Origin of the sequence: Gilliamella sp. W8136 (genome assembly GCF_016101285.1) — a bacterium.
Taxonomy (GTDB): Bacteria; Pseudomonadota; Gammaproteobacteria; order Enterobacterales; family Orbaceae; genus Gilliamella; species Gilliamella apicola_N.
Map to the genome: position 1 here is coordinate 1 of NZ_JACFQU010000007.1, position 16076 is coordinate 16076.

The 16076-nt window shown below is 34.3% G+C and carries 9 protein-coding genes and 1 pseudogene; 3 read left to right on the plus strand and 7 right to left on the minus strand.

Annotated features, from left to right (window positions below; translation table 11 throughout):
• Positions 1 to 175 precede the first annotated feature (175 nt).
• From H3T96_RS05475 to H3T96_RS05505, 7 genes are all read right to left on the minus strand, one after another.
• Positions 176 to 5119: a DNA repair ATPase gene (locus H3T96_RS05475; protein ID WP_144091387.1), complete on the minus strand. Its 4944-nt coding sequence runs from the start codon at positions 5117 to 5119 to the stop codon at positions 176 to 178.
• A 147-nt stretch (positions 5120 to 5266) separates the two neighbouring features.
• Positions 5267 to 7375: a hypothetical protein gene (locus H3T96_RS05480; RefSeq protein ID WP_065737219.1), complete on the minus strand. Its 2109-nt coding sequence runs from the start codon at positions 7373 to 7375 to the stop codon at positions 5267 to 5269.
• Positions 7376 to 7408: 33 nt separating this feature from the next.
• The gene (locus H3T96_RS05485; protein WP_086327481.1) at positions 7409 to 8068 is read right to left on the minus strand and encodes an OB-fold-containig protein; all 660 of its coding nucleotides are present in this window, start codon (positions 8066 to 8068) and stop codon (positions 7409 to 7411) included.
• Between the two features lie 92 nt (positions 8069 to 8160).
• Positions 8161 to 8862, minus strand: coding sequence for a PspA/IM30 family protein (locus tag H3T96_RS05490; RefSeq protein ID WP_086351434.1), 702 nt, complete (start codon positions 8860 to 8862; stop codon positions 8161 to 8163).
• A gap of 32 nt (positions 8863 to 8894) precedes the next feature.
• A complete protein-coding gene (locus tag H3T96_RS05495) occupies positions 8895 to 9533 on the minus strand; it encodes a YjfI family protein (RefSeq protein ID WP_086351437.1) in 639 nt (212 codons plus the stop codon).
• 324 nt (positions 9534 to 9857) lie between these two features.
• The gene (locus H3T96_RS05500) at positions 9858 to 12158 is read right to left on the minus strand and encodes a TonB-dependent receptor domain-containing protein (protein ID WP_144091388.1); all 2301 of its coding nucleotides are present in this window, start codon (positions 12156 to 12158) and stop codon (positions 9858 to 9860) included.
• A 124-nt stretch (positions 12159 to 12282) separates the two neighbouring features.
• Positions 12283 to 13131, minus strand: coding sequence for a hemin ABC transporter substrate-binding protein (locus tag H3T96_RS05505; protein ID WP_144091389.1), 849 nt, complete (start codon positions 13129 to 13131; stop codon positions 12283 to 12285).
• A gap of 351 nt (positions 13132 to 13482) precedes the next feature.
• On the opposite strand from H3T96_RS05505, the pseudogene hutW reads away from it, so the two are divergent.
• From hutW to H3T96_RS05520, 3 genes and pseudogenes are all read left to right on the plus strand, one after another.
• Positions 13483 to 14787, plus strand: a pseudogene (gene hutW, locus H3T96_RS05510) (heme anaerobic degradation radical SAM methyltransferase ChuW/HutW); the annotation flags it as partial.
• Between the two features lie 126 nt (positions 14788 to 14913).
• On the plus strand, positions 14914 to 15414 hold the full coding sequence (gene hutX / locus H3T96_RS05515) for a heme utilization cystosolic carrier protein HutX (protein WP_039127858.1): 501 nt from the start codon (positions 14914 to 14916) through the stop codon (positions 15412 to 15414).
• 18 nt (positions 15415 to 15432) lie between these two features.
• Entirely contained in the window at positions 15433 to 16071 is a 639-nt protein-coding gene (locus tag H3T96_RS05520; protein WP_144091391.1) for an NAD(P)H-binding protein, read from the plus strand.
• Positions 16072 to 16076 lie beyond the last annotated feature (5 nt).

Genomic DNA, 16076 nt, shown 5'->3' on the forward strand with positions numbered 1-16076 from the left:
GCTATGATAATTTTTAAATCTCGACTATATTTTGACATAAAAAGACCCCCAGTTATTGGTTGTCCAACTATTGGGGGTCACTTCAAAGAGTGGTTCCGCTTTTATTTTTATTAGTATAGATGTGATTTATGAGCAGACTAAACTATGTGATTAGCGATAGTTTAGTCTGCATATTTTATAACTTTAACGCTTGTACGCTTTGTACAAGATCAGCGAGTTGAGTGACAATTTGATTTCCAGTATTGGATTCGTCACCACCTAGCGTTTTATTTCGCATAAAGTCATTTTTGATTTGTTGCCATCGTTCTGTTTGTTCTTTTGTTAATACTCCTCGAATTTCGGCTAATTTGAGTAGATTTTCTTCTGCGCCGTTGGTTAGCAATTGTGCTTCACCCAAGTAATGATCTTCAATAACTTGATTAAGTTCTTCATCATTCATTACTGATGAAATTTTTTCGGCGAGTTTATTCATATTTCGATAACTACCTTGTAATTTGAACGGAGGTTCAGTACGGTATTTATCCGATTGTGCTGCACTAATGATATATTGTTGATTAACTTTAAATACTACTTCACGAATTTTTAATAAGTGGCGTAGAACTGCAACAATTTCACTTATTTCAGCTTGGCTATAGTCATAACTCAATTCATTGGTATTAAGTGGTTTGCCTTGGGCATGATCAATTAGATGATACAGATCATTAAGGTCACGTAATGCCAAAGGAGACAGAATTGAATTAGAGGTGAGACAGTTTTCAATATAACTTGATGCAAAAACTTCATCCATTCCACCAAGGACTTCCCCCAAGTTATATATGTCAGCACGGTTAGCTAACATATCGGGTATTTTGAATACTTCACCTGACTCGGTATATGGGTTACCGGCCATTATTACACAGAATTTTTTACCTCTTAAATCATAAGTTTTTGTTTTACCTTTCCAAACACCTTCGATACGACGTGAACCATCACATAATGAGATAAATTTCTGTAAAAATTCAGGATTGGTATGTTGAATGTCATCCACATAAAGCATGACATTATTACCCATTTCCAAGGCTAAATTTAACTTTTCAAGTTCCTGACGTGCTGTTGCATTTGGCGCTTGTTCGGGATCGAAAGATAAAACACTATGCCCTAATGCTGGCCCATTAATTTTCATAAAAATCAGGCCTAAACGATTAGCGATATATTCCATTAATGTTGTTTTACCATAACCAGGAGGGGAGATAAGTAATAATAATCCCATTAAATCGGTTCGTCGGCTTTCGCCAACGGTACCCATTTGTTTGGCTAGGTTATCACCAATGATAGGAAGATAAACTTGATTGATAAGTTTATTGCGAACAAATGAACTTAACGGTTTAGCTTTGAACTCATCAATGTGCAAAAAGTATCTCTGTTCATCAAGAACTTCTTGACGTAAAGTCTGATAATGCCGAAATTCTGGAATGATGACTCGTGCATGTTTGCGCATACGACTGAAGAAATCATCAAGGTTGATATTTAAAACTCCTTGTTTGATTGTTGGATGTTCGCCTAACAAGTCGCTAACCGTTATATCCAGTTCAAGTTCACTAATTTGCATGCTTATACTATTTTCTTTGTCTAGCATGCATAGCAAAATTGCTTCAGGTATGTAGTCGACTAATTTCTGATATTGAGGAAGTGTGCAAAGTCCCTTATACCAACTTTCAATAAGATTCCAACGATCAGCTAAGCGAGTTTTCAAATTAAGTTGCGATTGATTAAAATCGCCCCACATATGAAGCTCTTCCAACTTGGCTTTTAGTCCTTCATACATGTAAATGCTGTATTTGCTTAAGTTAAACTCTTGCGGTATTTCAGACAGCGCATAACTTAAATATTCAGTCGCTTGTTTGATATGAAAATAATCATGTTTTATTGGATACGTTTGCAAGAATTGATTTAGCTCTGTAGCCATTTCTGTTTGTAGATTAATTAATCCTTCATCATGACCAAATAGAGCTTGAATATCTTTGCAAGTCTTGGCTCGTTCCGGCCATAATTTTGCGACATCATTTTTTTGATTATGTTGCCAAAATAATATAGCTAAACTACGAGCTAATGGATTGTAACGCAATAAGCCGGCTGCTTCACCTAGTGGAATAAGTTTTGATAAGATTTTTACCGCGTCGTGATCGTGAATACCTTTTTCATAACCTTCACGATATCGCATGGCTGCATAATCACGAACGGTTTTAACCAAACTTTCAGGTTGACTTAATTGAGTAACTAATTCTTCATAACTGATATCAAGATCTTTTTTTAATATGGCGTTGATAATAGAGTAGGCTAGATATTCACCACGATAGACTGTTGGTGACTCTGATTCAAGTGATATAGTCCAGAACGGTTTATAACTTTCTAATTTACTATTCTCTATTTTTTCTTGATAATCCGTACCCGTTAATTGCAAACATAAATGAGTTTCTTTCGGAACAATCGTTAAGTCAAGCTCTTGTGTGTTTACGCTGAATTTGTGTTTTGGACCTAATTTTATAACGTTGCCACCAGATTCGAATATTTCTGATTTATCTCGTAATGCGCGTATGGCCTGATCACGTGCACCTTTAAAACGTGATTCAATATCATCGGCTTTGACGTTATCAAACAGATCTCTCAATTTTTCAACAATTTCTCGAATTTTTAATGCTAGAGGATCTGCCACAAAGAAAGCATTAAGTTCATTTTGATCCGAAAATTTAGCCGTACGTCTCGGAATGCTATCTAAAATGCGAACAGCTGCGGTAAGTAGGGCTTCGGTGCGCCTTGTACGATCTTCAAGTAATGCTTGTTTGTGTGTTTCGAAAGATTCTAATATTTCTTCGCGTTTCGTCAGAATGTCATTAAGGAACTCTTCACTTTCGCTAAATTGGTTTTCAAGTTCTTCAAGTTGAACAAGTAGCCTTGAGAGTTCATCGTCACATTTTTCTGGTGTGGTTGCGATGCTTAAAGCACTTGCGATGCTTTGACTAAATAGTTTGAATTGGGCGCCAAATTGCGCAATCATTTCGACACTAGATAGATTTTTTCGTTTTTGATTGATCCTTGCTTTGGTTTGATTTAGTTTGGCATAAACTTCAGCAATTGATTCAATAATTCTAGTTTGTAGTGTAACGTCTTCAAATTTTAATGATGCCATTAATTGCGAAAGCATATCCAAATCATTGGACATTTCGTCAGTGTTGTTTATTGGCTCAATAAGCTTGGCGACAGTGTCAGCTTGCTCAAGATATTTTTCAATATTATCTATTTTTGAAATAAATGGTTCAAGTGCTTTGTCACTACCTAAAAATTCGGCGGTTGCCAATGAAACTAAAGATTGACGTTCTTTCAGCTCATTTTCCATTTTATCAATTTGTTCTAAATTGATATAACGATAGGTTCTTAATGTTACAAGGCGACCTAATTGCATTTTTATTGCATTAAGCGCATCGACAAATTCTTGAGTTTCCTGCCAGCTATCAGGATATAATTTAGTTAATAAATCTTGTTGATTGGTAATGGCTTCACGCATCGCACTTTCGGATTGACGGCGTATGCTTTCTACTTTTTCATATTCATCAAGTACTAATTCACTAGTTTGGGTAATATTACGAAGTATTGGTGAAAATGATAGGTTTTTTTCATCAGCAAGCCAAAAATAACTATCAAATAATCTTTTAGTATCTTCACTTAGTTTGCCGTATAGTTGCGAAGAGACGGATTGATTATCAATTTCGCGAGAAATAAAATAGAGATCAGAAATACCACGCACTAATTCTGCGTTGCCGATTTTGCCTAAAAAGGTATTGTGGGTTGGCTGTGTTGCTGCAAATTCGTCACTATAAAAAGGCGTTTGCCAGATTTGCATAGGATGAACACGAGTTGGTTCATCATTTTCGCCTTCAAATACGACCATTCGGCCATCTTCAAATACAGCGTAACCATGACCTAGAATTGGGTTATCCAATTTTCGCTCTATCATGTTGTAATTGAATAAAGCTAAGCGACCAGAATTTGGATCGTAAAAAATATATAAAACATCTTCCCCATTTGGTGAACGACGAATTCGTCTAAAACGCATTCCCCCCATAGATTGATCGAATGTTTTATATTCCCCATTTTGTAGATAGTAACCACCTGGGAATATCACCCCATGATCTTCTGGAAGTTGAATACAAGCTTGACCAATAAAGTCAATTCTTTGTACTTTTTGGGTAAGTGTGTTATAGATTAGATATCGCCAATTGTCTTCTCGGTAGGGTAGGACTTTTAAAAGAATTAGTGCACCTACTTTTGCATATTCGATTTTTGCGTCGTTTATTGATTGATTTTTATCTAATACTTCTTCACGATAAATACCTAATCCATCGTTAGTATTGTTTTCACATTTTATGGTAAGGTCACCACCAATGGTTTCAACAAAAACGGTATCAAGAATATTTACATGAGAGAATCGACCATTAACGATGTTTTCACGGGTGGTTTCAGTCCATTCAAAATCATAAGCAGGAGGTAAAGCAATATCACGTTCACCTCGATTATCAATATAATCAATCGTTTTTTTATCACTGGATATTGACCAGCGAAATACCCGAATATCACTTACTCTTTCACCAATCTGGAAACTGGCAAGGAGCTTGCCATCTCGTTCAACAAGTTGCAATAGTTGAGCATTTTTGTAGTAAGTATAAAGTTCATTGAAGTCTTGAACAAAACGGTCAATATTTAAAAAGGTATTTGATAGATCAACGGGATCTGCTTCATAATTTTCATCACGTTCAACAAGTTGATAAAGTGAAAATACATCTTCAATTTTGGTTTCTTTTTTTAACCCTAAAAAGACGTTATAACCAAATAATAACCAATCGCCAAATCTAACGATATCTCGAGCGATACAATTGTTTTCGGTTCTTATGCGAATGCGACCGATGATCGACATATCGCTTTTACCAAATTCAGAAAGTCGTTGTTGATTTAACGCTTCAGTTTTTTGATTGAGTTCTTGGCCCAATGATGTCAAACGTTTACGAAGAATTTCGTAGGCTCCGCCTTCTGCGACTGCTTTATCGAGTGTATTTTGTTGCTCGTTTTCTTGTTCTATTTCTGCCATTTTTTACTCTTGATTTTGTTACAGAAAATCTATTACCTTCGGTAAAATTTAATATTTCACCGAAGGAAGATAATAGTGATAATGTTAATTTAATAACGATTTAACGATAATTGAATTGTTTGATGCTATAAATCATCATTCCTTTCATTATTCGCTTTTTTCATCACTATTTGACGGTAAAAATTGTTTAGCCAGTGCTTTTAAATCAGTGTTTTTTAGTGTTTCGTTTAAATCGATATTTTTATTACCAGATAAACGTGATAATACTGATTGTAAAGCAGATTGTAATACTGGGCTTTGGTTTACAGTTCCTTCAATTGCTTTACCGACACTGATAGCTTTAGAGAAGCTGTTAAAGAAGTTATCATTACCTCCAACAATTTCAATGTTCGCTTTGCTAAATGCAGCAGCAAGAACATCTGCTTGTTCTCTAGCAATTTCTTTATTAGCAGCAATAGCAGCCATAGCTTGTTCGAAGCCTTTTTCAAGCGCCAAGCGGAACTCTTCATGATTTTTAGATTGTTCATTCATCGTACCCATTGCTTGGAATTTCTCAACTAGACCATTAGCTTCGGCTGTTAAGCGTTCACGAATAACCAGTGCTTCAGCTAAACCTTGTTCTTTAGTTGCCGCAGCTTTAGCAAATCCAATGCGTTCATCACCGCGAGCTTGAGCTGAAAGTTTTTCTTCAAGAACTTTAGCTTCGGTTAGACCTTGTTTTTCTGTTGCTAATGCTTTTGCTTCAATAACTTTTGCTTCTGATAAGCCTTTTTCTTGATTACCTTTTGCTTCAGCAAGTAAAAGTTCAGCAGTAATATTTGCTTTTACTAAACCTTCTTTTTCTTCAGCTTCAGCACGAGCTTTGCGAACTTTGGCTTCTGCTAAACCGATAGCAGCTTCTTCTGCTTCAATACCTTGAGCAAGTTGTTTTTTCGCTTCAGCTTGTTTAGCTGCAACTTCAAGTTCAGCTTGTGCTATTGTACTAATTTCAATTGCACGGTGTTTAGATGATTGTTCATCTGCTTCAGCTTGCTTAACTTGTTTAACTAACTCTTGTTCAGCTCTAGCTTCTGCTTCAATAATAGTTGTTTGTTTTTCACGATCAGCTTTAGAAATTTCTCGTACTTCTTTGATATTTTCTTCTTCAACAGCTACCGTTTTTTCAACTGCAACTCGCTCACGAATTACATTGGCAATATGTTTCTTTTCTTCTTCAAGAACTTTGTCTTTTTCAATGCGTTGTAATTCTACTTCTCGTTCACGAGCAACAATTTCCAATGAACGGGCACGTTCGACGCGTTCTTCTTCGATAGCAATTGCTCTAAGACGATTTTGCTGAGCAACTTCAACTTCACGCAAACGATTTTCTTCACGCACTTCAATTTCTTGTTGTGCTTGGATTCTTGCTTGTTCCGATTTTAGACGTTCTTCTTCTTGTACTTTTAATGTTTCAGCTTGTTCGCGAGCTCGAATGGTTTCAATTTCGCGTTTTTGACGAGCTTCGGCATCCGCTTGTTGACGTTCAAGTTCTAATTTGGCTTCAATTGTTTCGGTATCTTTTTTCTTTAAAGCTAATTCAAGATCTCTTTCGCGTTTATTAGTTTCATCCTTATGAACAGCTGTGATCGAGGTAATTTTGTTAATACCTTCGGCATCAAAAATATTATCAGGATCGAGTGATTTGATTGGGGTTTGCTCTAAATAGTCGATAGCCACATCTTCAAGTGCATAACCATTAAGATCTTTACCAATTACATCAATAATACGTTCACGGAAATTCATACGATCTTCAAACAGTTTAGATAATTCAAATTGCTTACCTACTGTTTTTAACGCTTCTGAAAATTTCGCGCTAAATAGTGAACTTACCGCTTTTTGATCAGACGCTCTATCTACACCAATTGACTTAGCAACTTTTAAAACATCTTCAGTTGTTTCATTAACACGAAGATAAAAAGCGACACATATGTCAGCACGTAAGTTGTCTTTACAAATTAAACCATCTTTACCACGACGTTCTACATCAAAAGTAATTAATGATATTTTCATGAATTCTTTTTTGTAGATGACAGGGTAAACCAACGCACCTGTAAAATGCACTTTAGGTTTTGACGTCATGTCATTAACGATAAGTGCTGTACCTTGCGGAACTTTGATATAGAACGCTTTAAACAATAAGAAAAATCCAACGATTACCAGAAAGACTATTCCAACAATCACTAGAAAAAACATGATGGTATCAGTATTGATTGACATAATTTATTATTCTCCAAAAAAATATTTACTTTTCTATCCATTAAATTCTTTAACGCTAATAATTTCATAGCTGTTATTGGTTGTGTCATAACGTAGTAGAACAGCTTTATCCCCACGTTTGAATTGATATGAGCTCGTGCATCTAACTTGTAAAATTAAACCAGCGCCACCATCTTCGTAAATAGCTTCTCCTTTTGTTTCATTCACATAGCTTGAACGAATCTCAACAGTTTGCCCTAATAATGATTTATGATTATTAGTGCTTTCTAATTTACTGAACAGTGGCCTCAGAGGTTTTATAATAAATGCGGTAAGATATACTGCAGCAATAAAGGCAGTTACAAAAATAAAAAAACCAGCTATGTAATAAATTAGCAATAAATCACACAGAGGTAACATAAAGAAACGAAAGGCGAAATAAGAGATTGACCAACCTATTAATGAAATCAAAGTGACAATAAGTGTCATTGGGACTTTGTTAAAACCCAATTTCATCAATAGGCCTGTAAATCCTGATGGAGTATTTGGAATGTCTAATGGTATATCATCAACATCAACATTTAGTTCTACATCTAAACAATCAATGCTTAAAATACCAAAAGCAGCAACCAACCAATATAATACACAAAGTGTTAACAACCCACTAAATATGATTACTGGAAATGAAAAAAATATACCCCAGAAAAGCTCCATTATTTTCCCTTATATTAATTTTCCGAATTAACAAGTCTAAATTAATTAAATAATTTATTACGTTAACTATATTAACCTAAAATTTTATTTTATTAAATAGTTTGATTTTCTTGCTTTTCTTTTAATCTGGCTAATATTGCAGCAGCATTTTGGTTGCCTGATTTGATTCCTGCTGCTTCAAGCTTACTATCAAGCGTACTTTGATTTTCAAGCTTAGCTAATTCATTTTTTGCTTCAATGACTGCACTGTTTTTCTCTTGACGTTTTTTTATTCTATCTAAAGAATCCAGAGCTGTTTGTAATTTTGCAGTTGAACCGCCATATCGTTGTGCAACTGCTGATTGTGCTTTTTGAACGCTTTCAGTTGCTTTCACAATATCAACTTGCTGTTTTAAATTTCGAATATTGATTTCTGTTTGTGAAATTGATTGACGTAAGCTTTTTACAGTTTCAGCAAAGTAAGTGGCTTGTTGCTTATTGTTTTCAAGTTCGCTTTCAAGAAATCCAATTTTTTCAGACACTTCAAGTGCTAATTCTTCATTGCCACTTTCAAGAGCTTTGATTGCATAACTTTCATATTCATCAATTTTAGATTGTGTTTCTTTAACAACTTTATCTGCTAGTTTTTGTTGTGCAAGTATATTTGCTAATGATTCTTTAGCTTGTTTTAATTCACTGTCAGCATCGCGAATTTCTTGATCGAGAATTCTTAGAGCTTGAGTGTCAATGATCGCTTCTCCTGCTTCATTGATGCCACCACGAAGAGCTGTAACAAGTTTTTTGAAGATAGCCATGTTTAATCTCCTTATTATTTATATAAATTTAATTAGTTAAGATTGATGTGATGTTCATAAGCTTCTGTAGCTTTAATAACATTGTCAGATAAAGTTTCTAATTCATAGACAATATTACTTAAAAGTGAAGATGAACTTAACGCACCATACATAATGTAGTTGACCGAGCCGTCTCCAGCTTTTTCAATTGCTATTGTTGATAATGGAAATAGTTTACGAGTGCATAAAATTTCTTCATTGAATTGAGTTTTATTTTTAACAATATCAACTGGCCAAAGTAAACATTCAACAACAATTTGTTGATTTGATATACTTAAAAATAAAGGCAAATCACCATATTCATGCATAATGATATGCAAGCAAGCATCCACACCATCGATGATTTCTATACTTGCGTGGTTTTGCTTAACTAATTCTGATTGCATTAATTTATTATAAAGAGTTTCTATTGACCAAATTTCATTTCTTTCCATTTCATTAAATTCCTGTTTACGATTAATATTATTGTCTTTAACTAAAGACTGGCGAAATTGTTTTTCGATTTCCAATAATTTAGTTGTATTTTCAGGTAAAATCCAAACTTCTTTTTTGACCAAACCTTGTTCACGCAACCGTTGTCGGTATTGTTGCTGGTAAAAAGCTGAATTTTTGGTCTCTTTGGTTTTTTTCATAACGCCCGTTTGGTGTTTTGTTAAATTTATGTAAACCATATTACCACAAAAATATTACATGTAAATATCACATGTAATATTTTTTTATGAAAATTAATCCGTAATAGCGCATTAGAAGATGATGAGTATATTTTAAAATGTTTTTTAGAAATAGATAGTTAAACCTAAACTAGATGTTTTAATTGGTGTGGTAAACCTATCTGTTAGATAATTTGTTAGATTTATGTAAGCAATATTACCACAAAAATATTACATGTAATACTTTTTGGAAAAAAATAACCCGCATTAGCGGGTTAGAAAATGATAAATATATTTTAGATATTTCTAGAAATCAATATTTAAACCTAACTGGAATGTTCTACCTGGTGCGGTAAACATCTCTAGATATTTATGATCTGATGTACTGTATAATTTATTATTACTGAGGTAATCCCAATATTTTTGATCAGTAAGATTGTAGATTCCTCCGCTTAGTCTAATATTATTGGTAATATTTATATAACCTGTTAAATCAACAATACCGTGACCAGCGATTCTAAAATAATCATCAGATGAGTCTTCAATTGGTTTGCCTTCGTTGCGATATGTTTCGCGGGAGGTGGCATCAGTTTTCTTACCTTTTTGGAATGTTGTTGTTAAGGAAACACCATAGAATTTATTCGGATCATCCCATGATAAACCAATAGTACTTTTTAATGGGGCAATAGTATCCATCTCAATGTATTTATCACCTAAATAACTTGATTTTGATTTACCTTTGTTATAGCCAATTGCGAAACGTGCGCTTAAACCATTGAGTGATTCTACCCAAGTACCAATATTAAATTCACTATTTAATTCTGCACCAAAGGTATAAGCTTTGTCACGGTTCTCAGATTGATAAACTAAACGATTGCCAATACCAACAAAATTTTTCCTATAACGCGTAAAAGCAATAAAGTTTTTGTACTTGTTATAAAAAGCAGATGACGATAACGTAATGCCTGATATTGGTTGACCTTTTACACCGAGTTCAAAATTGTCGCCCGTTTCAGTTTTTAAATTAGAGTTGCCAACAAGTACATACATAGTGCTGTGCGCTAAATAAGAGCCATATAATTGGTTCTGATTTGGCATTTGAGCGCTACGTTTATATTGTAGATAAGCAGTGAAATTAGGATTAATATCATACATTAATGCCATTGATGGTAAAATTTTGAAATCACTGTTACTACTATATTGTGTACCTAATTGATGTGAATTAACATTTGATACTGACATGTTTTCAAGATTGCGTGGCTTGGTATTTTGATAAATTGCTCTGACACCAGGTACTAAATAAAAGTTATTACTATTGTTGGTATTAAAGCTAATGCGATCTTCAAAAAATCCCCCCAACTGATAACTTTTACTATCGGCTTGTGGTTTGGAATAATCACCGTCTGGGAAAGTATCGACGTATTGTGATTTAGCTGATGTAAAGAATGGCGATTCATCTTCACTCCATTTACCATTTAAACCAGCGCTGATTTTTTGGTTATCAATTTGTTTTATTAAAGTAGTAATAAAATTATATGATTTAGTATCATAGTTGGTTTGAGTATAAAAATTACCTTTGGATTTGTGCTGCAATTTTGTGTCATCAAAGACATTAGTCCGTTGGTAATTTAACTGTGTCGTTAATGTGTCAATCCAACTAATATTGGTAGGTTGCCATGTATCTTTAATTGCTAAGTTAAAGCGGTTATTTTTACTGCGTTGATGGTCGAGTGATTCAATGTGTTTACCTTTTTGGTCCCAAGTATCATAATGGGAATTTTTAGTTTTATTATTATAATCGACAGTCGTATTGAGTAAATGTTCTTCTGTCATTTGCCAACCAAAGCCAGCTAAAATTGAGTTAGAGTGCCAATTTTCTGGATAACTGCTTATTGAATCACCGTGATTTCTTGTTTGTTGTCCATCTCGACGACTTAATACAATAATGCCATTGAGGTGATCATCTCCACCAGCCATAGTAATTCCTTGATGATAGCTTCTATCTGAACTGTCATAATTGTTTTCGAATCCAAAATAACTGGTTTTACCTGGATATAGATAATAGCTAGCCGTTTTAGTTTGGAAGGATACCGAACCGCCTAGGGCATTATTCGCATTACTTACAGATGTGGCACCTGATTGAATATCAACTTTATTATACATGTAGGTATCGAGGTAATCACGACCAATACCATAAGAACCGAAACCTGCCCGACCCACTGAATTAACTCGGCCTTGTGCTATAGGTAATGGCATACCGTCAACATCAATTGATACGCGGTTAGCATCTAGACCACGAATATTATAGCCACTGAAACCTCCTCGGTCCCAACTACTTTTACCGGTACCTGAACCTGAAATATTACCTGGAGCTGAAATGAGTGGTTGATAACGCATGAGAGTACCAAAATTAGTACCGCCGTCACGGCGGATATCATGTTCGGATATTTCAGTATTTGTACCTGGTTTTTTAATTGCTTCGTGAGCGGTCACAGTTATGACGTCGTAGTTTTCATCATCGAGTTTGCCCGTAGCCATTGCTGGCATGACAACTGTCAAGCCCAAAGCTAACGTGCTGGTTTTTTTAAATTTAGTGAAATTAATCATTTTAATCCTTTCAAATATAATAAACTAAATAAAATCATTCAGATTAATTAACAGTTAAGTTGATCATCTTTTAAATTTAATCAATCTGCTAAACAATTTTTTATTTCAGTTTTATCCTCAACAGTTATTGAGGATAAAAGCTGTCACAAAGAATCTTTGCAACTTCATCCACTCGGGGGCCAATACCAAATAGATATCCGTCATCAATGGTAATAATTCGGTGGTTTTTGAATGCTGCTGTTTCTGTGATACCTGGTATAGTGTCGATTTTATTAACTCCACCAAGTTGTTGAATTGAGTGGCTATTTAAAATAATAACATCAGGATTCATTGCAATGATTGATTCGGCTGTATAGCTTTTATAACTTTTATGTTTAGCTAGATTTTCACCCCCTGCAATAGTAATTAAAGCATCCGCTGTGGTGTTTTTACCTGCTACTGAATTGGTTCCACCCATGCTCATTAAAAATAAAACTTTGGCTTTATTGGGTTGCATATCTATTTTTTGTTGGATTTGTAAAAGATTATTCTTGATATGCTTTATTAGCTGTTGTCCTTGATCTGGTTTTTGTAGTTTGTTAGCTATTTTTTCAATATTTTCATAAAGTAATTCAACAGTTCCAGGCACACGTTGTAAAGATAAAACATCAACTTTAGCTTGAGTAACTTGACTAATAATATTATCGGGCTCTGCATCACTTAAAGTAATAAATAACGTTGGGTTTAATGATAAAATTCCTTCTATATTTAATAATTTCCAATAACCAATTTGGGGTAGAGTGGTGACGGATTGTGGATAAGTGCTAGTTTTATCAACGCCGACTACCTTATCCCCTTCACCCAGCGCAAAAACAATTTCGGTTAATGAGCCACCCGCAATAACAATTCTATCTTGAGCTGAGCTGATATTTATAAGCGCGTTGAAAGTGAAAATTAACAAAAATATATTTAATTTTGTTATGAAATTTTTCATTATTTACTTCCTGTTTGTAAATTTTAATCTCCGCGATAATATAGTGAAAATGAGAACTATTATCAACATAATTGTCCTTTATTCCTCATTTTTTTCAAGCAAAAAAAATTTTTCGTTTAACGAGATTTTTAACAATTTCAATATAAATAATCAGTTAAAACAAGTTGTAAAGATTTGAGAAATGGCTTAAAAAATAGACAAATTATAAAGAAAATGAATTCAAAAACATTTTTTTGTAAAAAAATAATAATAAATATATCAATATATTATAAAAATGGTTAATAAAAAATATTGATAAATGAAAATAATTATTATTTAATTTTGCAGTTTATTTAATTAAGAACGGTTGTTATGAAATCATTAGATGTCAGCGCTTTTTTTGCTCAAAACGCGACTTTACCTTTTAAAGATCGTTGGGCTGTTATGCCTTTACAGGCGAGTATTCCACTACCACCCCATGAAGTTACCTCTCAATGGGATACAATTCAATCAACCTCTCTAAAGGGTAAAAAAAGGTTGATTTATATTCATATTCCTTTTTGTGACATACATTGCCAATTTTGTGGATTTTATCAAAATCCATTAAGAAAATTTAATACTGAAACTTATATTAATTATTTATTAAAAGAGATATCGCTTGAAATTAATAATACAGCAATGCATTCAGCACCTATTCATGCTGTTTATTTTGGAGGAGGGACGCCTTCTGCTTTGGCAGCAGGGCAAATAGCACGCGTTATTCGCTATCTTAAAGATCATGCACCATTAGCGCCAGATTGCGAAATTACGGTTGAGGGGCGTATTTCTGATTTTGATGATGATCGTGTTGATAGTTATATTGAAGCGGGAGCAAATCGGTTTTCAATTGGTGTCCAAACCTTTAATACTGAAATTCGCCAACGATTAGGTCGTGAATCAAGTGAGCAACAAATTATCAGTAGCTTTGAACGTATTGCCGCTCGTGATAGTGTTGCGTTAGTTTGTGATTTAATGTTCGGTTTACCAAATCAAACCCCAGAAACTTGGCAACGTGATTTAGAAATTGTCAATGAATTGCCGTTAGATGGTGTAGATTTGTATTCGCTTAATCTTTTACCAACCACACCTTTGGCCAAAGGGGTCGAAAATAAGCGTATTGAAATACCCTCCATTACAGATAAAAGTAATTTTTATCATCAAGGTGCAGAATTTTTAGCTAAACAAGGTTGGGTACATTTGACCAATGCCCACTGGGCCAAAAATAGTCGTGAACGAAATTTATATAATTTTCTGATCAAGCAAGGTTCTCATTTTTTTGCATTTGGATCTTGTGCCGGGGGCCGATTAGGTGGTCAGTCATTTATGATTCATCGTGATTTAAATCAATATTATACCCAGCTTGATGAGGGTAAAAAACCAATTATGATGTTGACTGGTAAACCAGTGATAGGAGAATGGCTTTATCGATTACAAGCAGGGATAGAAAAAGGGCGTGTTGATTTAACTAAACTGACTGAACAATATCATCTCTTCGCACCTCTAATTAAACAATGGCATCAAGTAGGGCTTTTAGAAAACGAAGATTATTGTATACGACTAACTTTATCGGGACGTTTTTGGTCAAGCAATATAGTTCAAGCACTCCAGCAGTTATTGTTACAACTTAATAATCCCGAATATATTGAAATACAGAAAAAAATGGCTCAAGCGAGACAAGCTATGAATAGTCATCCTAGAGTGGCTAAATCAAATACAGAAAAATCTAAACATCCACATCAAATTTCATAATTAAAGGATACTATTATGACAGAAAAACCAACACTTTTAGATAATTTAAATGCTTATATGAAAACAGATCCAGAAGAGTTATTAGAAAAAATTGCTCAAGATCATCATGTTACATTAACACAAGTTATTCAAGCTTTACCTGATGCGAAAATTGTTGATGGCAGTAATTTTGATACGATCTGGGAAGAAGTTACAACATGGGGAGATGTGCTATTTTTAGTTCATACCGGTGATGTAATCGCTGAAATTTCTGGCGAATTACCGTCAGGATCTCACAGCCAAAGATATTTTAATCTTCGTCATCAAAAAGGGTTAAGTGGACATATTAAGGCTGAACATTGTCAATATATTGCATTTATTGAACGTAAATTTATGAAAATGGCAACTGCTTCAATAATTTTCCTAAATCACACAGGACAAGCAATGTTCAAAATCTTTGTAGGTCGTGACGAAAAACATCAATTAAAAGCGGATCAATTAGAAAAATTCCGTACATTAGCAAAAAAAATTAATTAATTATAAGTTATTAACAAAATGCAGACATTATTAATTTTTGGTGTAAGCCCTAAACAAGGTACAGGTTATCAAATTGCACATCTAGCCAAGCAATATCACCCCCAATGGCGTTGTATTGTATTGGTTCGTGATGCTAATTTTGCCAAACAATTAGTTAATCAAGGTATTGAGGCTCACGTTGGCGATGCAACTGATTGTGAATTAGTTAAAAAACTATGCGAATTAGCCGGTTGTGAAGCAACTATTATATCAACCTTAGGCGGTGAAACAGGTAATTATTCTGCTCAACGCGTGATTATCGACTGTGCTGAACAAACCGGAATTAAACAAATGATTCTGGTGACCTCTTTAGGTTGTGGTGATTCATGGGCTACGTTGTCTGAACGTGCTAAACAGGCGTTTGGTCGTGCTGTTCGTGAAAAATCATTAGCCGAGGTTTGGTTGCAAACAAGCAAATTAAATTTCTTGATTTTAAGACCGGGTGGATTACGTGATGGTGAAATGACACAAAAAGCTGAATGTTATTATCAACAAGAGGTGCATGGTTTTATTTATCGTACTGATTTGGCAAAAATAGTTATTGATAAAATTGTCAATCAACAAATTGACGATCATGCTTACAGTGTCGTCGATCCTAGCTTGAAAATAACCTATTAATTGGC

Bases quoted from the DNA above. Each gene is read 5' to 3' on its own strand.
- H3T96_RS05475 (WP_144091387.1), bottom strand. From the start codon at position 5,119: ATGGCAGAAATAGAACAAGAAAACGAGCAACAAAATACACTCGATAAA.
- H3T96_RS05480 (WP_065737219.1), bottom strand. From the start codon at position 7,375: ATGTCAATCAATACTGATACCATCATGTTTTTTCTAGTGATTGTTGGA.
- H3T96_RS05485 (WP_086327481.1), bottom strand. From the start codon at position 8,068: ATGGAGCTTTTCTGGGGTATATTTTTTTCATTTCCAGTAATCATATTT.
- H3T96_RS05490 (WP_086351434.1), bottom strand. From the start codon at position 8,862: ATGGCTATCTTCAAAAAACTTGTTACAGCTCTTCGTGGTGGCATCAAT.
- H3T96_RS05495 (WP_086351437.1), bottom strand. From the start codon at position 9,533: ATGAAAAAAACCAAAGAGACCAAAAATTCAGCTTTTTACCAGCAACAA.
- H3T96_RS05500 (WP_144091388.1), bottom strand. From the start codon at position 12,158: ATGATTAATTTCACTAAATTTAAAAAAACCAGCACGTTAGCTTTGGGC.
- H3T96_RS05505 (WP_144091389.1), bottom strand. From the start codon at position 13,131: ATGAAAAATTTCATAACAAAATTAAATATATTTTTGTTAATTTTCACT.
- hutX (WP_039127858.1), top strand. From the start codon at position 14,914: ATGACAGAAAAACCAACACTTTTAGATAATTTAAATGCTTATATGAAA.
- H3T96_RS05520 (WP_144091391.1), top strand. From the start codon at position 15,433: ATGCAGACATTATTAATTTTTGGTGTAAGCCCTAAACAAGGTACAGGT.